This window comes from Rahnella sp. CFA14(1/10) (genome assembly GCF_004195095.1).
GTDB lineage: Bacteria > Pseudomonadota > Gammaproteobacteria > Enterobacterales > Enterobacteriaceae > Rahnella > Rahnella perminowiae.
The window spans coordinates 646,602-667,373 of record NZ_SEWS01000001.1; the positions used below are offsets into that span (position 1 = coordinate 646,602).

Annotated in this window: 18 protein-coding genes; 6 read left to right on the top strand and 12 right to left on the bottom strand. The window is 52.9% G+C overall.

Annotation, left to right across the window (positions count from 1 at the left end; genetic code table 11):
- Together sdhD and sdhC are read right to left on the bottom strand one after the other, a co-directional pair.
- Nucleotides 1-348 (bottom strand): succinate dehydrogenase membrane anchor subunit, encoded by a 348-nt coding sequence (sdhD, locus tag EVX52_RS03255; RefSeq protein ID WP_129952016.1) that lies wholly within the window; start codon nt 346-348, stop codon nt 1-3.
- Nucleotides 342-731: a succinate dehydrogenase cytochrome b556 subunit gene (gene sdhC / locus EVX52_RS03260; protein ID WP_129952017.1), complete on the bottom strand. Its 390-nt coding sequence runs from the start codon at nt 729-731 to the stop codon at nt 342-344. The genes sdhD and sdhC overlap by 7 nt, the downstream gene beginning before the upstream one ends.
- 870 nt (nt 732-1,601) lie before the next feature.
- Between sdhC and EVX52_RS03265 the strand changes: the two genes are divergently transcribed.
- Both EVX52_RS03265 and EVX52_RS03270 read left to right on the top strand, forming a co-directional pair.
- Entirely contained in the window at nt 1,602-2,885 is a 1,284-nt protein-coding gene (locus EVX52_RS03265) for a citrate synthase (RefSeq protein WP_129952018.1), read from the top strand.
- A gap of 514 nt (nt 2,886-3,399) precedes the next feature.
- Nucleotides 3,400-6,507, top strand: a complete 3,108-nt coding sequence (locus EVX52_RS03270; RefSeq protein WP_129990571.1) for an autotransporter outer membrane beta-barrel domain-containing protein — start codon at nt 3,400-3,402, stop codon at nt 6,505-6,507.
- Between the two features lie 50 nt (nt 6,508-6,557).
- On the opposite strand, the gene nei is transcribed toward EVX52_RS03270, so the two are convergent.
- From nei to pxpB, 5 genes are read right to left on the bottom strand one after another with little or no spacing between them, the layout of a single operon-like run.
- The gene (nei, locus tag EVX52_RS03275; RefSeq protein ID WP_129952020.1) at nt 6,558-7,352 is read right to left on the bottom strand and encodes an endonuclease VIII; all 795 of its coding nucleotides are present in this window, start codon (nt 7,350-7,352) and stop codon (nt 6,558-6,560) included.
- Complete coding sequence (pcp, locus tag EVX52_RS03280) at nt 7,352-8,002, bottom strand: pyroglutamyl-peptidase I (RefSeq protein WP_129952021.1); 651 nt, start codon at nt 8,000-8,002, stop codon at nt 7,352-7,354. The genes nei and pcp overlap by 1 nt, the downstream gene beginning before the upstream one ends.
- 25 nt (nt 8,003-8,027) lie before the next feature.
- Nucleotides 8,028-8,765: a 5-oxoprolinase subunit PxpA gene (gene pxpA, locus EVX52_RS03285; RefSeq protein ID WP_129952022.1), complete on the bottom strand. Its 738-nt coding sequence runs from the start codon at nt 8,763-8,765 to the stop codon at nt 8,028-8,030.
- Nucleotides 8,755-9,684, bottom strand: coding sequence for a 5-oxoprolinase subunit PxpC (gene pxpC / locus EVX52_RS03290; RefSeq protein ID WP_129990572.1), 930 nt, complete (start codon nt 9,682-9,684; stop codon nt 8,755-8,757). The genes pxpA and pxpC overlap by 11 nt, the downstream gene beginning before the upstream one ends.
- On the bottom strand, nt 9,678-10,343 hold the full coding sequence (pxpB, locus tag EVX52_RS03295; RefSeq protein WP_129952024.1) for a 5-oxoprolinase subunit PxpB: 666 nt from the start codon (nt 10,341-10,343) through the stop codon (nt 9,678-9,680). Before pxpB ends, pxpC begins: the two co-directional genes overlap by 7 nt.
- A gap of 223 nt (nt 10,344-10,566) precedes the next feature.
- Between pxpB and EVX52_RS03300 the strand changes: the two genes are divergently transcribed.
- Nucleotides 10,567-12,000: an MFS transporter gene (locus EVX52_RS03300; protein WP_129990573.1), complete on the top strand. Its 1,434-nt coding sequence runs from the start codon at nt 10,567-10,569 to the stop codon at nt 11,998-12,000.
- Here EVX52_RS03300 and EVX52_RS03305 read toward each other — a convergent pair.
- From EVX52_RS03305 to EVX52_RS03325, 5 genes are all read right to left on the bottom strand, one after another.
- Nucleotides 11,997-12,740 (bottom strand): type 2 GTP cyclohydrolase I, encoded by a 744-nt coding sequence (locus EVX52_RS03305; RefSeq protein ID WP_129990574.1) that lies wholly within the window; start codon nt 12,738-12,740, stop codon nt 11,997-11,999. The genes EVX52_RS03300 and EVX52_RS03305 overlap by 4 nt on opposite strands.
- A gap of 26 nt (nt 12,741-12,766) precedes the next feature.
- Entirely contained in the window at nt 12,767-13,750 is a 984-nt protein-coding gene (locus EVX52_RS03310) for an MBL fold metallo-hydrolase (RefSeq protein ID WP_129990575.1), read from the bottom strand.
- Nucleotides 13,751-13,783: 33 nt separating this feature from the next.
- Nucleotides 13,784-15,214, bottom strand: coding sequence for a deoxyribodipyrimidine photo-lyase (phrB, locus tag EVX52_RS03315; RefSeq protein WP_129990576.1), 1,431 nt, complete (start codon nt 15,212-15,214; stop codon nt 13,784-13,786).
- Nucleotides 15,215-15,224: 10 nt separating this feature from the next.
- Nucleotides 15,225-16,178, bottom strand: coding sequence for a 2-thiouracil desulfurase family protein (locus EVX52_RS03320; protein ID WP_129990577.1), 954 nt, complete (start codon nt 16,176-16,178; stop codon nt 15,225-15,227).
- Nucleotides 16,179-16,362: 184 nt separating this feature from the next.
- A complete protein-coding gene (locus EVX52_RS03325) occupies nt 16,363-16,569 on the bottom strand; it encodes a YbfA family protein (protein ID WP_013576456.1) in 207 nt (68 codons plus the stop codon).
- Between the two features lie 302 nt (nt 16,570-16,871).
- Between EVX52_RS03325 and EVX52_RS03330 the strand changes: the two genes are divergently transcribed.
- Genes EVX52_RS03330 through kdpB form a run of 3 tightly spaced genes read left to right on the top strand, consistent with a single transcriptional unit; the run spans nt 16,872 to nt 20,760 of the window.
- Nucleotides 16,872-16,961 (top strand): K(+)-transporting ATPase subunit F, encoded by a 90-nt coding sequence (locus EVX52_RS03330; protein WP_101075733.1) that lies wholly within the window; start codon nt 16,872-16,874, stop codon nt 16,959-16,961.
- Nucleotides 16,962-18,650 carry a potassium-transporting ATPase subunit KdpA gene (gene kdpA, locus EVX52_RS03335; protein ID WP_129952030.1) on the top strand — a complete coding sequence of 563 codons (1,689 nt, stop codon included), beginning with the start codon at nt 16,962-16,964 and terminating at the stop codon, nt 18,648-18,650.
- A gap of 43 nt (nt 18,651-18,693) precedes the next feature.
- Nucleotides 18,694-20,760 carry a potassium-transporting ATPase subunit KdpB gene (kdpB, locus tag EVX52_RS03340; RefSeq protein WP_129990578.1) on the top strand — a complete coding sequence of 689 codons (2,067 nt, stop codon included), beginning with the start codon at nt 18,694-18,696 and terminating at the stop codon, nt 20,758-20,760.
- Nucleotides 20,761-20,772: the final 12 nt, after the last annotated feature.

The window sequence follows — 20,772 nt, forward strand, 5'->3', positions numbered from 1 at the left end:
CTACGCTCCCCAAACAACAATTGTTCCGTAAAGTAGGTAAACCACTAACACCACGACAATAGCCAGTTGCAGCACCAGTCGGACAGCCAGCGATTTCACATAGTCCGTTAACACCTGCCACATGCCGATCCACGCGTGTATCAGAATTGAGAGCAGCGCCAGCAGTGTGAATACTTTGGTGATGGAGGAAGAGAAGAAGCCATGCCAGACATCAAATGTCAGTTCCTGAGCCAGAACCACAAAGCCCAGAATATAGAGGATGTACAAGGTGAGGATAATTGCGGAAGCACGCAGTAACAGCCAGTCGTGCACACCATTACGCCCTAACGCAGAAACGTTGCTTACCATACGAGGACTCCAGCCAGAATTGACAGCACGACGGTCAGACCGATTGCCACCTGGGCAGAACGGGTACCGGCAGCCAAACTCTCTTCGATATAGCCAAAATCCATCAGCAAATGGCGGACGCCACCGCAAACGTGATAGGCCAGCGCAGTGAGTATTCCCCAAAAGATGAATTTTACGAACAAGCTATTCATGATGGCGGCAGCATGTGCAAACCCTTCAGGAGAAGAGAGAGACAGGCCTAACAGCCAGAGGAGGATACCGACGGCGACGAAGGTAATTACGCCAGAGACTCGGTGTAAGATGGACGCTATCGCAGTAACAGGAAATCGGATCGTTTGCAGATCCAGATTGACAGGTCTTTGTTTTTTCACGGTTTTGCCCACACAGCTCTTATTATTTTCCCTCCGGTCCGGAGCAGTATGTCAGACAGCACCCTTTCCTTTGTTCTTGTCGCTGTGGGTGCGTTGGCTGCGCGCTCACCCTAATCACTAACCTGTGTCAGCTCATAAGGATTCGCTTGCTTGCCGCCTTCCCACAACACCAATAACTTTGGAAAGCTGAGCTAAAAGCTCATCATTTTTCGCGCTCAAAGGACGACATCCAGTGTGCTTAAAAGGCGCGATAAAAGTATTTTCGTAGCCGTAACGTGAAGGGCGAAGAAAATGATGCTGGGTGCTCCTACTTCGGATTGTCCGGAGACCTTGTAGGAGTATAGGTTGATCACATTCTTATTACAATTGCCCTACAAATGCTTTATTCACATTTCTGCGAAACAGTGAGTTATCTCTCACTTTTCATAAAAGACACAAAATAAATTATCTGGTTTGACATTTGATCAACATTTCTATTACAAAAGAACTATTCCAATAGGACTGTGATTCTGAGCACATACCGGCTTCGCCTTCACGCACCAAAATAGTGAAAGTTTCTGAAGAATCAGCGGATCACACAATCGCAAGTCGGGGTCTTCCCTGATGGCTCAAGTTATGCAAAAGTGGTGATTGTGTAAATCCTCATACTCTTCACCGGTACTGAGTGACAGAACAGTAATGATTTACCGAATCGTTAACAACGATGAAACGCCGCTTGTTTGTCACAGAGCAGTCTGAGACTGCACTTCGACTCAGCTCTACGTTCCCTTCCCATTCGATCGCAGAGCTAAGGCTGACAATAATAATGACCTTACAAGGCGTCGCTTCCAGGCATTTCTGTTGTTACTGATTTTTAAAAATAAGGCGCTAAGGAGACTGTAAATGGCTGATAAGAAAGCGACACTTACCCTACAAGGTCACGACCCGATTGAACTTAATGTGCTGTCCGGCACACTGGGCCAGGATGAAGTGGATATCCGCACCCTCGGTTCCAAAGGTCTTTTCACTTATGACCCCGGCTTCACCTCTACTGCATCCTGCGAGTCCAAAATCACCTATATCGATGGTGACGAAGGCGTTCTGCTGCACCGTGGTTTCCCGATTGACCAGCTGGCACAAGAGTCCACTTTCCTTGAAGTGAGCTACCTGCTGCTGAACGGCGAAGTGCCGACTCAGAAACAGTATGATGAATTCAAAACCAATGTTACCCGTCACACGATGGTGCATGAGCAAATCACCCGTCTGTTCCACGGCTTCCGTCGTGACTCTCACCCGATGGCTGTTCTGTGTGGTGTCACCGGCGCACTGGCGGCGTTTTATCACGATTCGATCGATGTAGAAAACGAACGTCACCGTGAAATCGCTGCTTACCGTCTGCTGTCCAAAATGCCGACCGTTGCCGCCATGTGTTACAAATATTCTATCGGCCAGCCGTTTGTGTATCCGCGCAACGACCTGTCTTATGCCGGTAACTTCCTGCACATGATGTTCTCCACCCCGTGTGAAGAATACAAAGTGAACCCGATTCTGGAACGCGCCATGGATCGTATCCTGATCCTGCACGCTGACCACGAGCAAAATGCTTCGACCTCCACCGTGCGTACCGCCGGTTCTTCTGGCGCTAACCCGTTTGCCTGTATTGCTGCGGGTATCGCATCCCTGTGGGGACCGGCCCACGGCGGCGCGAATGAAGCTGCACTGAAAATGCTGGAAGAAATCAGCAGCGTTGATCACATTCCTGAATTCGTGAAACGCGCGAAAGATAAAAATGATTCCTTCCGCCTGATGGGCTTTGGTCACCGTGTTTATAAAAACTATGACCCGCGCGCGACCGTGATGCGTGAAACCTGTCATGAAGTCCTGAAAGAGCTGGATCTGAAAGACAACCTGCTGGAAGTGGCGATGGAGCTTGAGCATATCGCGCTGAACGACCCTTACTTCATCGAGAAGAAACTGTACCCGAACGTCGATTTCTACTCCGGCATCATCCTGAAAGCGATGGGTATTCCGTCTTCCATGTTCACCGTGATCTTCGCGATGGCACGTACTGTCGGCTGGATTGCTCACTGGAGCGAAATGCATCAGGAAGGCGTCAAAATCGCCCGTCCGCGCCAGCTTTATACCGGCTATGACAAACGCGATTTCCATTCTCAGCTGAAAAAGTAAATATATAATAATCCCCCTCAATATATAAAGCCGATGAATAACTCATCGGCTTTTTTACGTCATCCTTAATCACTCTCTCCTTTGGAGGCGTGATCGTACCTGGGGAGCTTTGCCCATACAGTTCCCATGCTAAATACTGCCCCGGTTTGTCACCAGCAAATCAAAGGGCATAAATTGTAAAAGAAGAAGCAGAGCAACAGTTTCAGCGGGGCTGGAAGGTTAAAGCTTTGGCCTTCTTTTAGAGGGCGGTGTCAAAGCCACCGGTTAATCAGGTGACTTATTTACTTATTTACCCCAGATAACTTAATTATATATTAAGCCTAAATAAATATTTCTAATTATTAACACTAATATTTGACGCTCCTGAGTTGTTGCTATACCATTCGGAAAAATCTATCGGGCAATAATAACCATAATCCACACCCTCAATATGTATTGCATTCGATATTTAACTCGTTGAATTAATAAAACATGTTGGACAAGCGCGCCATTACTAAATAAAGGATATTTTCACATGGATGAATATATGAACGGATCGCGTTCTTTTAAAAGAACATTATTATCGAGTGCCATTTTCAGCCTTTTATTACCGTCATCTGTTGCATTTGCAACAACAACATATTCCACTGGCATAACGCCTGCTGACGCCTTGAGTTTCGCTACAACGGGCGCGGAAGATCATGCTTACACCATCACCGGAGCCGGTACAGAAGTCATTGTTGATGGGGAAATCACGGCTCCTGGGATACCGACACCCATTCCCGTTCAATCCGTAGTCTCCACTACTGGCAGCGAAGCTTATGCATTTAATATTATTGATGAAAGTAAGTTAATACTTAATTACGCTGACGTCAGCACAACAGATTCCAGTAAAACATTTAACATCACAACCGGCGCTTCTGCCGAAATTAATAATGCCGACATCAGTTCCGGTAAAGATGACAGCAGTGTTATTTATGCCTCCGATAAAGGTTCAATATTAACAGGTGATAATATACGTCTCACCAGCGATGCTGCTCAGGCACGGGGGATTGATATCCAGTCGGGCGCATCGGCGAGCCTGAGTAATATAAACATAGAATTAACTAACGCGAAACATGCGCTCACCGTGTCTGACTCCTCACTCGTCATTGAAAACCTCACGGTGGAGCAAACCTCTGCTGGTTCCCAAAATGTGATTTATGCATCAGGCTCCAGCGATGACATAAGAGCTACTGTTGACATCATAAACGGTAACGTTCGAATGACCGGTAATGATGACATCATGGTGAATACCAACACATATAGCGATGTGACGTTGACCGGCGGGACCTACGCGACGACTGGCAGTAATAACACTGGTTTTTTTGCCGCAAGTCAGAGCGCAAAGCTAACGGCCAATGATCTTTCACTCACGACCAATGGCATGCATTCCTATGCGGTCGATGCTCGCGGCGAAGCAGAATTAAATAATGTCAGCATCACTACGCTCGGAGATAAGTCGTATGCCCTGTATGTCGCCGCCAATGAAGCGACAAATGCAGGATTATCCCCGGCCATACTGACCGCTAAAAATGTGGTGATTAACACAGAAGGTAGCAGTTCAGCCGCTGCCGTCGCTGACCACGCGGGGATAATGAATCTTGATACCGCTGAGATAACAACTACCGGGGCACAGAGTAATCAGCTGGTTGCCATGAAAGACTCTACCCTGGATGCAAATAAGGTTAAGGGAATTTCGACCGGCAACAGTGCTTCCGCTGTCCGTTCCTATGCCAACAGCCAGATTACCATCAGTAACAGCGTGTTATCGGCTACGGGTGCATTAGCAAATGGCATTTATACACAGGGTTTTGATGCAGATCATCAGGCCATTGTGACACTGGATAACAGCCTTGTCAGCAGCGCTACCCGCGAGGGCATACTTGCAGAAGGGGCCAATACTCAGATTAATGTGAATAACAACTCAACCGTGCAAAGCGGAAACGGTGTTTTGTTGAGAGCACGAAGTTTCATCGATACTAATACGGGCGTTACCGCGCAAAGCCAGGTGAATCTATCTGCCAGTAACTCTCACCTGGAAGGCGAAATCATTGCCGATACCGGCAGTGTTGTGGATGTATATCTTAACAGCGGCTCTAACTGGCAAGGCACAACCGCCAGCGCCAACAATGTCAATATTGATGCAAGCAGCATATGGACCGTGACCGGTGACTCCGAAATTTCGCAAATGAATTCCCACGGTACTACGTCCTTCACTCACAACGGTGATGATTATTCTGAACTTACAGTGAACGGCGATATGACCGGTGACGGAGTTTATCGCATTAATACTTACCTTGATGACAGCAATTCACTAACCGACCAGATCCACGTCACAGGCGATATTACAGGAAAAAATATCCTTTATGTCACGAACACCGGCGGTGGCGGGAATAACACACCAGACAATGGGATTGAAGTAATTACCGTGCACGGAACTAACACACAAGGAACAGATGCCTTTGCACTGGGGAATTCTGTGTCAGCCGGTGCGTTCAACTATGGCCTGCGTAAAGGTGATATCAACACCGGAGAAGGGGAAAATTGGTACCTGAGTAACTGCGCTAGTTATGATTGTTCAACGCCAATCCCAGACCCTGATCCTATTCCAGATCCGACGCCAGATGATAACACTAATGATAATCCGGATGTGGCCCCAACCCCGACACCATCCGATGACATCCTGCCATGGCGCGAGGAAGTCCCCGGGTATATTGCGGCACCAGTACTGAATATGCAGTACGGTTTTGATGTCATTGGGACTTATCACCAGCGTACCGGCGGTGATGTACTGCATAAAGACGGCGCATGGGGCCGGATTGTCGGTACTCATACCGAGAATGACGCAGGCCGCTATAGCTATGACACCGATACCTCGTACGCGCAGTTGGGTATGGATCTGATGTGGGACAAAGACCAAGAAAACACCGAACGCAGCGCCGGTATTCTCGTGACACTCGGACGCCAAAATACTGATGCAGAAGACAGCCTGCGCAGCAACAACTCAATGCTTTCCGTGCAAACCGGCAGTCTTGACAGCGACATCTACAGCCTGGGCGGTTACTACACACTGAAAGCGCAGGATGGCGGATACATTGATACAGTAGGCATGGGCAGTTGGTATAAAAACAGTTACGACAGCACGCATGATGCCGATCAGGACGGTTATGGCATCGCATTATCAATAGAAGCTGGCAAGCCCTTTGTCTTGCATGAAAATCTGAAAATTGAACCACAGGCGCAGGTTATTTATCAGTATCTGAACCTTGAAGATTTCAGTGATGGCGTCAGCAACGTCTCTGGCGTATCAACCAGCAATGCACAAGCACGAGGCGGTGTGCGGTTGTTGCTGGATAATCCGACCTGGACGCCTTATCTGACGCTGGATGTCGTCACCACTATCGGCGATGAACCGGATGTACAAATCGCGGATAAGCGACTTAAAGCGGAATTCAGTGACAGCTGGTGGCAGACAGGTGCAGGTGTTGCGGGCAAACTCAATGAAAACACCACGATTTACACCGATGTTCGCTACCAGAAAGGTTTTGATTCTGACCTGAAAGGCTACAGCGGCAATCTGGGTATTAAAGTGAATTTCTGACCCTGATACCCATCCTAAGGGCACTCCGGTGCCCTTTTCTTTTTTATCTGTCAGACCTGACACACCGGACACCAGAAGAACGGTCGCGATGACACGCTGGTTTTCATAATCGGATCGCCGCAACGTTCGCAGGGTAAGCCTGTCCGGCCAAACACCTTGAAACGAAACAGCGCACCGTGATGCACATTTTCATCCATCGTGCCGCGCGTGGCATACGATAAACGCGCAACAGATAAACAGGCATCGGCCAGCGCCTGCAGTTCCGTTTCGTTCAGCTCTTTGGGTTTATGATCCGGCAGCAGTTTCGCCAGCCAGAGAATTTCCGCCCGCAGATAATTGCCCAATCCCGCCAGAAAGGCCTGATCCAGCAACATTCCGCCTAACTGACGGTTGCAAAATTTAGGGGACAATAACCGCTCACGTACCTGCTCGACAGTCAGACGCTCATCCAGCACATCCGGGCCGATACGTTGCAGGAACGGATGATTTTCGATCTCCGCCGTATCGTAAATACTGATTTCGGATGCACTGTACAGCAGGATCGCCGCCTCCGTGGTTTCCAGCATGACCCGCAGCGAGCGTTTGGTTTCCCTGGCGACTTCGCCGGCCTTCACTACCCGCCAGACCCCGTAAAGCTGATTGTGACTATAAAGAGTCAGACCGTTGGAAAAGTGCGTCAGCAGTGCTTTTCCGCGTGTTTCAATTGACGTGATTTTCGTGCCCCTGAGCGCTGACTGGTAGGGTTTGAGTGCCGGAAACGCAAACCAGACATCGGTCAGGGGCTTATTCACTACCGCAGCAGCCAGCACATCAGCTGCGCGGCGGATTTCAGGACCTTCAGGCATCAGTGAGTTGCACCCCCGGCAATTTTCAAATCCTGCTCCGTATGCAGCGCAATGGCGATAGTCAGCTCAAGGGCGTTCAGAACAGTATGTACTGACATACTTGGCGTACCCGGATGATGTGCGGCCTGTTCCGGCAGATAAGGAATATGGATAAAACCGCCCTTCACCACTTTGCAGGCAGGCTGCGCCAGACGATGTAACAGGCCGTACATCACATGATTGCAGACGTAAGTACCGGCGGTTTGCGACACCGATGCCGGGATCCCTGACTCGCGCAATCCGTTGACAATCGTCTTGATCGGCAGGGTAGAAAAATACGCTGCCGGGCCCGCGCTGACGATGGTTTCATCCACCGGCTGGTTACCCTCGTTATCGGCAATACGCGCATCATCGACATTGATCGCTACGCGTTCGATACTGAAATCACTCCGGCCACCGGCCTGCCCGACGCAGATCACCATTTCAGGCAGCACTTCATCAATGGCCGCATTGAGTGCATCAATGGCTTTGCCGAACACGCACGGCAACTGACGCACCACAATCTGCGCCCCCGACAATTCCAGGTCGCCCAGTTGCCTGACCACTTCCCATGACGGATTAACGCGCTCGCCGCCAAAGGGCTCGAAACCGGTGACTAAAACTTTACGCATAGATGCTCCTCAGATTCTGCCAAAATCAGCCTGCGCTGATCTGAATATCCTGTTCAACAAACGCATTCCTCAGCCGCCGGGCAAACGTCAGTGCATGTTCACCATCACCATGCAGACAAACAGTGTCAGCTTTAACCGGCACCCAGACGCCTTCACGGCTGAGCACTTTCTGTTGCTGTACCATCGACAGCGTCTGGTCCAGCGCCAGTTCATCGCTTTCGATCATTGCATCCGGCTGACTGCGTGGCACCAGCGTACCGTTGCTCTGATAACGCCGGTCAGCGAATACTTCCTGACGGGTTTGCAATCCCAGGCGTTCACCGGCATGAATTAATTCGCTACCCGCCAGCCCGACCAGACGCAATGCCGGATCTACCGCATGCACCGCCCGGGCGATAACATCCGCGAGTACGGGGTCGGTTGCTGCCTGGTTGTACAACATGCCGTGCGGCTTCACATGCACCATATGTCCGCCTTCGGCACGGGTGATGGCAGCCAGTGCACCCAACTGATACACCACCTGGGCATACAGGGTTTCGGCAGGCACGTTCATGGCAGTGCGGCCAAAATTTTCGCGATCCGCAAAACCCGGGTGCGCACCAATTGCCACACCGTATTTCAGCGCATGGCGTACGGATTGCCGCATGGTCTGCGCATCTCCGGCATGAAATCCGCAGGCAATATTGGCCGAACTGACGAGTTGTAACAGTGCCTCATCATGTGCACAGCCTTCGCCTAGATCGGCATTAAGATCAACGATCATGCAGCCCCCGTTTAATCTGTTCGATAAAGAGCGATTGCTCACGCAAGGCTTTCTGCGCCTCTTCCGGTGTGCATTTGACGAAATGCACCGGTTCGCCCAGCCGGATTTGCGCCAGATTATACAAATCCGCCTCAATGACACAGGCAATACGCGGATAGCCGCCGGTGGTCTGCGCATCAGCCATCAGGACAATTGGCTGGCCGCCCTGCGGCACCTGAACTACGCCCGGCAATAAGCCGTGCGACAGAATTTCACGATCAGTTTCGCGTTTCAGTGTGTGACCGTGCAGCCGGTATCCCATACGGTTACTTTGCGGGCTCAGCTGCCAGGCGGCGCGCCAGAACTCCCCGCGCGACGTCTCGCTGAACTCCTGATACTCCGGCCCCGGCAATGCACGAATACGGTTACCAAACAGTAGCTGTTTAATGCCACAGGATTTTTTCGGCTGCCCAAACGAATCGCCGGTGGGCAACCTGTCACCGTCTTGCAATGCCCGCCCGTGAAAGCCACCAAATTTGGCTTTCAGATCGGTACTGCGCGATCCCATGACTTCAGGCACATCAATGCCGCCGGAAATCGCCAGATAGCTGCGCATACCACGGGTGGGCATTTTCAGGGTCAGTATCTGGCCCGGCTTCACTTTGTAACACCAGCCGGTCCATACCTCTTTCCCATCAAGCTGTGCATGACAACCGGCCCCGGTCAGCGCTATCCAGCCTTCACGGTAAAATTCAGCACTGAACTGGCCGAGTGTGATTTCCAGCGCCGCCGCATTTTCGTCATTGCCGGCCAGCAGATTGGCAGACCGCAGTGCCGGGGCATCCAGCGCACCTGACTGACTCACGCCCTGCTGGCGGTAACCGTTGCGACCCAAGTCCTGCACCGTGGTCAACATCCCGGCGCGTAAAACCTTCAGCATACGCCCTCCTTCTGTGGCACGAAGCGTACGCTGTCACCCGGCAGCAGTAATGTCGGTGATGCACGCAGAGGATCAAACATCGCGACTGGCGTCTGACCGATCAGTTGCCAGCCGCCCGGCGTCGAGAGAGGATAAATGCCGGTCTGACTGCCACCAATGCCAACCGAGCCCGCAGGCACCGACAGACGCGGTTCGCCGTGACGTGGCGTGGCAAGTTTCGATGGCATGCCGCCCAGATAAGGAAAACCGGGCTGGAAGCCGAGAAAATAAACGGTGTAGTCAACACCCGCATGGCATTCAACCACCTGACCCGGCGTCATACCGGTATGGCGTGCCACGTTGTCTAAATCCGGCCCCTGCAGACCGCCGTAAATCACAGGAATTTCAACCAGCCGCGATTCCGGCTCGATGGCTTCGCTTTCTTCCCACCAGTTTTGCAGTCGCTCAATTGCATCCAGCGCCGAACTTTGCGCCTCGGTGAGTAATACCGTCAGATTATTCATACCGGGAATGACTTCACGCACGCCCGGATACACGGCGCGATCCTGTAAACGTTGCGTCAGTCCCCAGATCCGCTGCTGGCTTGCCAGCGACACCGGGGGGTCAAGTTCCAGCACTACCGCGCGTTCGCCCAGCAGGTAACATCGTGCTCGTTGCACTCAGATACTCCTTAAAGAAGGGTTGTGGATCATCGGGTTATTCATCGAATCAATAGCGTGAGATTTGTTATCAGTTATGCGTGAAACAGAGTACTGATGTCAACTCATCTCCCCGTTGTGCGGGACACTGAGGTTTCGCCCGCCGCCTTCACCTGCTACTCTCAGAAACGTTGCTGTTTTTTAGCGTTTGGATAACGCCTTCGTTACACAATAGGGATGGCCTGTGAGAAAACCATTAGCACTCTTTTTTCCGCTTTATACCACGACATTACTGATGTTATTGGGCTCCGGCCTGCTGACGACTTACATTTCCCTGCGTCTTTCCGCCATTCATGTCAGTGGTGCGATGATCGGGGCGATCATCGCGGCTAACTACATCGGACTAGTGATCGGCGGCAAGGTTGGCCATATCCTGATCGCCCGCGTAGGTCATATTCGTGCCTACGTTTCCTGCTCCGGTATCATCACCGCCGCCGTGCTGGGGCATGGCCTGACTGACATCATCCCGGTCTGGGTGGTACTGCGTCTGATCATCGGCTTATGCATGATGGTGCAATATATGGTGCTGGAAAGCTGGCTCAACGATCAGGCTGAAGCCAACCAGCGCGGTGTGGTATTCGGCTTTTATATGGTGGCCTCTTATCTCGGGATGGCGCTCGGTCAGGTCGTACTGATGCTCAACAGCGATTTAGGCGTGAGTACGCTTATCGTTATTGCCCTGTGTTTCGCCCTGTGCCTTGTGCCGATTGCGCTGACCACGCGCACTAACGTCGGCCATATGTCTCCGGCACCGATGGAGCTTAAATTCTTTATCGGCACGATCCCCAAGGTGCTGGCGATTACACTGGTTATCGGCATGGTCGTCGGCTCGTTTTACGGGATGGCACCGATTTACACCAGTCAGCAAGCGCTGACCACTCAACAAACCGGTCTGTTTATGGCGCTGGCGATTTTCGCCGGTCTGCTGGCACAGTTCCCGCTCAGCTGGCTTTCCGACCGCTATAACCGCAACATGCTGATGCGCATAAACGCCATCCTGCTGGCCATTACCGCCCTGCCGCTGGCGTTGTTCAGCCACATTTCATTCCCGCTGTTGCTCGCCATTGGTTTTGTCGTCAGCCTGATGCAGTTCACCCTGTACCCGCTGATTGTCGCACTTGCCAATGACATGATCGAACCGGAGCGTCGTGTCTCGCTTTCAGCCTGTCTGCTGATGGCTTTTGGCGTCGGTGCCTGTATCGGCCCGCTGGCGGTCGGTGCGCTGATCCAGCCATTGGGCGGCAACATTCTTTACGCCTTTTTCGCGCTGTGTGGTGTAGGTATTGTGGCGCTGAGCCGCACTTCCAGAAAAGAAGAAGCCATGCAAATGGCCACCGATGCGCCGGTTCCGCACATCGCCATACCTGACAGTCTGAGCAGTTCCCCGCTCTCGCCTGCCCTGAACCCGGCGTTTGACGAACAGATGATTCAGGAAACGATGCCCGCGCCGGAAAATGTGGTGGAACCCGTGGTTGACGAAAGCGAAGCCACAGAGGAAGAAGAGGAAAGCAAGTACCCACCCCAGGGCGCAGACCCTGAAGTGGATACCGGATTACAGCGGGCATTTACCCTGCTGGAAGACAGCGTTTCTGAAGAGACTAGCGAAAAGAAAAATTAGGCCGGGTTATCGATGTCGATAAACATGACATCAAGATTATGCTCAGCAGCTAACCATTCGCCCAGTGCTTTCACGCCATAACGTTCGGTGGCGTGATGGCCTGCGGCGTAGAAATGCAGCCCCATTTCGCGGGCAATGTGAATGGTCTGCTCGGACACTTCGCCGCTGATAAAGGCATCGACGCCATATTCTGCCGCTTTCTGAATGTAACCCTGACCACCACCGGAGCACCATGCGACACGGCGGATTTCGGCCGGTGCATTCTGTGAACTGTGCAACACGTTGCGATCCAGCGTGACTTCAATGCGCTGGCGGAACTCTTCACCGGTCAGCGGTTTTTCCAGTTCTCCCCAGGGCAACAGCACCGCAATTTCGCCCTGTACGTTAATACCGAACAATTTCGCCAGCTGCGCGTTATTCCCCAGTTCCGGATGACCATCCAGCGGCAGATGGTAGGCGTACATATTGGTATCCGTTGCCAGCAATGTTTTAAGACGGTTACGTTTCATGCCACGGATTTCAGTCGGTTCGTCTTTCCAGAAATAACCGTGATGCACCAGAACCGCATCGGCTTCGACAGCAATCGCGGCATCCAGCAGATCCTGTGACGCCGTTACGCCGGTCACCACACGCTGCACTTCACGCCGTCCTTCGACCTGCAATCCGTTCGGTGCGTAATCTTTGTAATTGCTGATATCCAGTTTCTGATTAATCAGCTTTTCAAGCTGGAGGTTGTTCATGACGTTTCTCGTTATTAATGGATGGTCTATTTGATCTCTAATTTATCACCCTGCGCCATCCGCACAAACTTCACGCCCAGATTATTCCCTTTTTCCAGCTGCGCCATGATCTCTTTTTCAGGATCAGCACCGGCTTTCAGGCTGGGTTTGACGTGACTGATAATCACCGTGATGCCGTTCAGCGCCCCTTCGCCTCCGGCATATTCCTGCCACCGCCCAAGCTCTTTGAGCAACCAGTCCGGCGTCAAATGTCCGAACAGTTTGCTGTCAGGCACACCATCCGGATAAGACGTTTCGATGATGATGCCTTTCAGCCGTTTAGCTTTCACCTCATCGCCCAGCACGCGCCACACGGTATCGAGATTTTTCGATTTTTCGACTTCATCCGGGCCGGTATCGCCGAAGAAGGCAAACGACTCTTTATTACGGCTCACCAGAATCATGGCCGAGGGTGTGCCGCCGTGGCTGAGTGGGTAAATATTGCCGTCCAGGCCGGTCAGGCCAAGGGAGAACCGTTGCGCCGGGCGCTGCTGGTTCAGGCGATAGGTGCCGATGCGTAAACCACTGCCGGAGTCGGTGAAGTTAGGCCAGACGCGGCCGTTGAAGTAATGCTGACGCAGCGTGCCAATGGTATCCGCTGTGCCGTAAATCGGTTTTTTGCTGTCTTCCGGGGAACTGATGATCAACCCCGCCAGGTGGTCGAGATGGCCGTGACTGATAAAGTATCCGCCAATCAGGTTGCGGAAAACCGCGCCCTGCGGGGTCAGCGGTGCAGCATTTTCAGCCGTCACCTGTGGAAAACTGCCTTTCTCCAGCGCCTTGCGAATGCCGGGCAAAACAGAGCCGGCATCCAGACCGAGATAGAGTTTTTGATCATCACTGCGGATCAGGTACGAGGTGAGATTGCCTTCTTCGACGCCGCCATTCACACCCAGCGCCACGACATCAAACCCCGCACTCGCCTGACCCGTCCAGCATGCCAGCATCAGCGCCAGCAGGTATTTTTTCATCACATCGCTCCTTGTCGTGGTGAGAGAGTAAAGTCAGTCTGACCGGTTTTTTGCCGCCTCAAAGGCTGCAAGCGTGTCTTTTCTCGCCTGCGCGTGATCAATAACCGGCAGCGGATAGTCTAACACGCGCCGGTATTTTTCCGCCCAGCGATGCGGTTGATGAATGTCTCTTTCCGGCACATCCGACAGTTCCGGCACCCAGGCTTTGATAAAGCGTCCGGCTTTGTCAAAACGTTCGCCCTGAGTTGTCGGATTGAAAATACGGAAATACGGCGCAGCATCTGTGCCGGTAGAAGCGCCCCATTGCCAGCCGCCGTTGTTAGCCGCCAGATCGCCATCCAGCAGTTGCGACATGAAATAGCGCTCGCCTTCGCGCCAGTTGATCAGTAAATCCTTCACCAGAAAACTGGCGACAATCATCCGCAGACGGTTATGCATCCAGCCCGTCGTATTCAGTTGCCGCATGGCCGCATCCACAATGGGATAACCGGTTTTTCCTTCTTTCCACGCCTGTAAATCATCCGGGGCGTGACGCCACCGCACGTTATCCGTCCATTCAAGGAAGGGCTGATGTTTGCAAAGTTTCGGCCAGGCGACGATCAGATGACGATAAAACTCGCGCCACACCAGTTCATTCAGCCAGCCAAATGCGCCGCTGTCGGTTTTCTCCAGCACCTGCGGACATTCCGTTCGCAGACGGTTCAGGCACTGGCGCGGCGACAGCACACCAATCGCCAGATACGGCGACAACGAACTGGTGCCAGCGGCGGCCGGCAGATCGCGCTGACTGAGATAATCCTGCACCTGCTCCCGGCAAAAACGGCGCAACTGGTTGCGCGCTGCTTCTTCGCCGACAGCAAAATCATCGCCGATATCTTCCAGCGGATAATCGAACGGCATCAGCGGATGGATGACCACTTTTCCGGTATGCTCACGGATTTGCGGCGCAGGCAGCGAACGGCTGTCAGATTCAGTGAGACGGGATAAAAACGCCCGACGAAACGGCGTGTAAACCTTATACATCTCCCCGTTTCCGGTGGTCACGGAGCCGGGTGGCAACAGCAGGCTGTCATCGAAGGCCTGGCACACTACCGACCCGCAGACCGCCTTCTCCAGCGCGACATCCCGCTGGCGCTCATTGATTTCATACTGTTTATTATAAAACAGCGATTCCACCTTTTCGGCTTTGCAGAAATCTTTCAGCCACGCCACGCTGTCGGCAAAATCGTCACACTGGTGGTAATGCAGGGGAATACCACGTTCAGCCAGCGCATGTTGTAACACCTGAAGGTGCTGATAAATAAACATTGCCTGTCGCGGCGCCATTTCATGTCGTTTCCACTGCTCCGGTGTGGCTATAAATACGGCAATAATACGCGCCTGCGGATCTTCACAGGCGGCATGCAACGCGCGATTGTCGGTTACCCGCAAATCATTACGAAACCAGACTAAATGCGTGGTCATAATTTTCCTTTTAATGTCCATATCGAAGCTTTAAGGCTTCCGGATAAGGCTCGAAATAACGCTGGTCAGCCAGGTAGGCATCCGGGTATTCAGACATATAATGTTTCAGCAAGGTAATCGGCGCCAGCAACGGCTGCATTCCCTGACGGTAACGATCAATAAGCCCGGCAAGTTCTTGTCGTTGTGCCGGACTCAGCTGTTTACGGAAATATCCCTGTACGTGCATCAGCACATTGGTGTGATTACGGCGCGTAGCTTTGTGGCTCATCAGATTCATCAGCCGTAGCCGGTATTCGGTGAAATAGTCCTCAAGGGAATCCCATTCAGCCATCGCAGCCACAAAGCGCCCCAGCTCACGATATTCGGGCTGAGAATGGGCCAGTAAAATGAGTTTATAACGACTGTGGAAGGCCATCAGTTTGCCGCGTGTCAGGCCACCTTCGCGAAGCTGATTCAGTTCAAACAGCGCAAAAACGCGCTCAACAAAATTCTCCCGCAGTACGGGATCGTTTAACCGGCCGTCTTCTTCCACCGGCAGCCACGGATGCTGTTTCATCAGCTCGGCGGTATACAGCCCGACGCCGCATTTTTTGGCATCTTTACCGTTGGCGCTGTATACCCGGACCCGCTCCATCCCGCAGCTCGGGGATTTCGCGCAGACGATATAACCGCACAAGCCGGTCAGCGGTGCCACACGTTTTTCGGCGTAATGCTGCATTTTTTCGGTGACGTCAACGGTCTCGTCGTTACTGAAACGCATCACGATGCTGTCGTCCATTTTAACCAGACGCAACGCCGGGCGGGGCGTTGGCAGGCCGATCGCCATTTCCGGGCAGATAGGTTCGAAGCGCACATAAGGCGCCAGTTGCTCTACGGCAAACGCCAGACGTTTATGCCCGCCATCAAAGCGGACATTTTCACCCAGCAGGCATGCACTGATACCAATCGGAATTGTTTTCGTCATTGTCGGCACCTTGCATTGAAAGAAGAAAAGAGAGGCGGCATTGATTCATCACCCTTACGTATAATCTTAGCACAACTTATACATAAAAATAATCTTGTACAGGTTTATCGGCGGGCAATAAAAAACCCCGCTGGAGGAACGGGGTTTCTTTTGGCACCTCCCCTTCGCAGGGGAGGGAGCTAAATTAATAAAAGTCTTGTGTCGCCATCTCGGCATGACTCAGCCACACCGGCTTATCGCTGGTTTTCATCCAGACGCGGTGTAAATAGCTGTAAAAACGGGCGCGGTCAGCGCGGAACAGCATGACCGGCAGGGCCAGAACTCCGGCGGCAATAACAAAAGCGCGGCGGGCCAGTATGCGGGTCATCGTGTATGGCGTGTAATCATTCATCGCGTTGCTCCTGTGAAATGTGGAAGTTTTCGAACACTGTAAGTTGCGAAAAATATACCGCAATTGATGAAATTTTACTACTCATCTGACCACTTTTACGTGTAAATTTTCGCCAATTTTACCCTATCACCGTAATTTAGTTACAGAATGGTTAAATAAATACGCAACTCAAGTTTCTTTTAGGTTTCATTTTTGCGCATTTTTATACTTTTTTTACACTGTTCAGCTCTTTCTTTTCAGGATCTTTTCCCGCCTTTCCTTATTCTCGCCACAACATAAAAACACACCTGTGGAGGTGGATTGTGACTGTTGGCGTAATCTGCGGCGCATTACTGGTTCTTCTGCTGCTCGGCTATCTGGTTTATGCCCTGCTGAATGCGGAGGATTTTTAAATGGCCGCAACCGGATTCTTACTGATTGCCAGTTTTATGCTGGTGCTTTTGCTGCTGGCAAAACCACTGGGTAACTTTATTGCTCAACTGATTGAAGGACAGCCCGGCGCATTTATTCAGCGCATAGAAAACGGTGTTTTACGCACGTCTGGCAGCAGTAATGCTGAAATGAACTGGTGGCAGTACGCACTGGCGATCATGGTATTTAACATCCTGGGCATTGTTGTGCTGATGACGATGCTGATGGCACAGGGTGTATTGCCGATGAACCCACAGCATTTTGGCGGGCTGTCATGGGATCTGGCCTTTAACACCGCAGTGAGTTTCGTGACCAACACCAACTGGCAGGCTTACAGCGGCGAAAGCACACTGAGCTATCTCAGCCAGATGGTCGGGCTGACGGTGCAAAACTTCCTCTCCGCAGCGACCGGTATCGCCGTGGCATTTGCGCTGATCCGTGCTTTTGCACGCCCTTCAGCACAGACCATTGGTAATGCGTGGACGGATTTATGGCGCATCACGCTGTATCTGTTGCTGCCAGTGGCTTTCCTGCTGGCACTGTTTTTCGTCAGTCAGGGGGTACTGCAAAACTTCGAAGCGTATCAGCACATCACCACGCTGGAAGGCCTGCAACAGACCTTACCGATGGGCCCGGTGGCGTCTCAGGAAGCGATCAAAATGCTCGGCACCAACGGCGGCGGCTTCTTCGGTGCCAACTCAGCCCATCCGTTTGAGAACCCGACCGCACTGACCAATATGGTGCAGATGCTGGCGATTTTCATTATCCCTTGTGCATTGTGCTTCGCTTTTGGCCGCGTGGTTGGCGACAACCGTCAGGGCCACGCACTGGTCTGGGCGATGTCGGTGATCTTTGTGGTGTCGGTAGTGGTGGTGATGTACGCCGAACTCAAAGGCAATCCGCATTTCACTGCATTGGGTGCAGGCAGCAATTTTAATATGGAAGGAAAGGAAAGCCGCTTCGGCATTCTGGCCTCCGCGCTGTACGCCGTCGTCACCACGGCGGCCTCGTGCGGTGCGGTTAACGCCATGCACGATTCCTTTACCGCACTCGGTGGCATGGTACCGATGTGGCTGATGCAGATTGGTGAAGTGGTGTTCGGCGGCGTGGGTTCCGGTCTGTACGGCATGCTGCTGTTTGTGCTGCTGACGGTGTTTATTGCGGGACTGATGATTGGCCGTACACCGGAATATCTCGGTAAGAAGATCGACGTTTACGACATGAAGATGACCGCACTGGCGATCCTAGTGACACCCACGCTGGTGCTGCTCGGCACCGCACTGGCGCTGGTCACCGACGCCGGCCGCGCCGGGATTTTAAACCCCGGCGCGCATGGTTTCAGCGAAGTGCTGTATGCGGTGTCTTCCGCCGCCAATAACAACGGTAGTGCGTTTGCCGGGCTGAGCGTCAATACACCGTTCTACAACCTGTTGCTGGCTTTCTGCATGTTCTTTGGCCGCTTCGGCGTCATCATTCCGGTGCTGGCGATTGCCGGTTCGCTGGTGATGAAAAAACGCCAGCAGGCCGGCAATGGCACCCTGCCAACGTCTGGCCCGCTGTTTATCGGTCTGCTGGTCGGCACCGTGTTGTTAGTCGGCGCACTGACCTTTATTCCGGCGCTGGCGCTGGGACCGGTGGCAGAACATTTGCAAGTCTGGTCAGCACAGTAATGCTGCGTAACTCGTTGAACTGATGAATATAGAGACTAAAAAGATGAGTCGTAAACAACGTGCGTTATTTGAACCCCGTCTGATCCGTACTGCCCTGCTGGATTCGGTGAAAAAGCTCGATCCCCGCGTTCAGTGGCGTAATCCGGTGATGTTCGTGGTGTATCTGGGCAGCATTCTGACCACGCTTATCTGGCTGGCGATTCTGATGCACCGCACCGACGGCAGTGCGGCTTTTACCGGCAGCGTATCCCTGTGGTTGTGGTTCACCGTGCTGTTTGCCAACTTCGCCGAAGCATTGGCTGAAGGCCGCAGCAAGGCGCAGGCGCAGAGTCTGAAAGGCGTGCAGAAAACCAGCTGGGCGAAAAAAATCTACGAACCGCGTCCTGAATCACCGGTAATTAAGGTTGCCGCCGATACCCTGCGCAAAGGCGATTATGTGTTGATCGAAGCAGGCGATACCGTGCCGTGCGACGGGGAAGTGCTGATCGGCGGTGCGTCAGTGGATGAGAGTGCCATTACCGGCGAATCTGCGCCGGTGATCCGCGAATCCGGCGGGGACTTCTCCTCAGTGACCGGCGGGACGCGCGTTTTGTCAGACTGGCTGGTGGTCGAATGTTCGGCTAACCCCGGAGATACTTTCCTTGACCGGATGATTGCAATGGTCGAAGGGGCGAAACGCCGCAAGACGCCAAACGAAGTGGCGCTGACCATTTTGCTGGTGGCACTGACGCTGGTGTTCGTGCTGGCTACCGCGACACTCTATCCGTTCTCGCTGTTTAGCGTCAGCGTAAGCCATGCAGGTATCCCGGTCACCGTGACCGTGCTGGTCGCGCTGCTGGTGTGTCTGATCCCGACCACTATCGGGGGGTTGCTGTCGGCTATCGGCGTGGCGGGCATGAGCCGCATGCTGGAAGCTAACGTTATCGCGACCAGCGGCCGTGCGGTGGAAGCCGCCGGTGACGTAGATGTGTTGCTGCTGGATAAAACCGGCACCATCACGCTCGGTAACCGTCAGGCATCGCAGTTTCTGCCCGCGCCGCAGGTAACGGAACAGGAACTGGCCGATGCCGCGCAGTTATCCTCTCTGGCCGATGAAACGCCGGAAGGTCGCAGCATCGTGGTGCTGGCGAAGCAACGCTTTAACCTGCGCGAACGCGATATTCATTCACTGAATGCGACCTTCGTGCCCTTCTCCGCGCAAACCCGCATGAGCGGCGTCAACGTGGGTGAACGCAGCATCCGTAAAGGCGCGGTGGATGCGATCCGTCGTCATGTGCAATCTAATGGCGGTACCTTCCCGAAAGCCGTCGATGGTCTGGTGGAGAATGTGGCGCGTAAAGGCGGCACGCCGCTGGTGGTCGCCGAAGGCGCAAAAGTGCTGGGCGTGGTTGAGCTGAAAGATATCGTTAAAGGCGGCATCAAGGAGCGCTTTGCCGAGCTGCGCAAAATGGGCATCAAAACGGTGATGATCACCGGGGATAACCGCCTGACTGCTGCGGCCATCGCCGCCGAAGCGGGTGTGGATGATTTTCTGGCAGAAGCGACGCCGGAAGCCAAACTCGCATTGATCCGTCAGTATCAGTCAGAAGGCCGTTTGGTGGCGATGACCGGCGACGGCACCAACGATGCGCCCGCGCTGGCGCAGGCCGATGTCGCAGTGGCGATGAACTCAGGGACGCAGGCAGCGAAAGAAGCCGGGAACATGGTCGATCTCGATTCCAACCCGACCAAGCTGATTGAAGTGGTGCATATCGGTAAACAGATGCTGATGACGCGCGGCTCACTGACTACCTTTAGTATCGCCAACGACGTGGCGAAATATTTCGCCATTATCCCGGCAGCGTTTGCAGCCACTTATCCGCAACTGAACGCGCTGAACGTCATGCACCTGACATCACCGTCTTCAGCCATTATGTCGGCGGTTATTTTCAACGCGCTGGTGATTGTGTTTCTGATACCACTGGCGCTGAAAGGTGTGAGCTATAAAGCCATGAGTGCCGCCGCGCTGCTGCGCCGTAACCTGTGGATTTATGGTGCCGGGGGTCTGCTGGTGCCGTTCGCCGGTATCAAGCTGATCGACGTGATCCTGACCGTTTTACATCTGAGCTGATTTTTGAGGAAG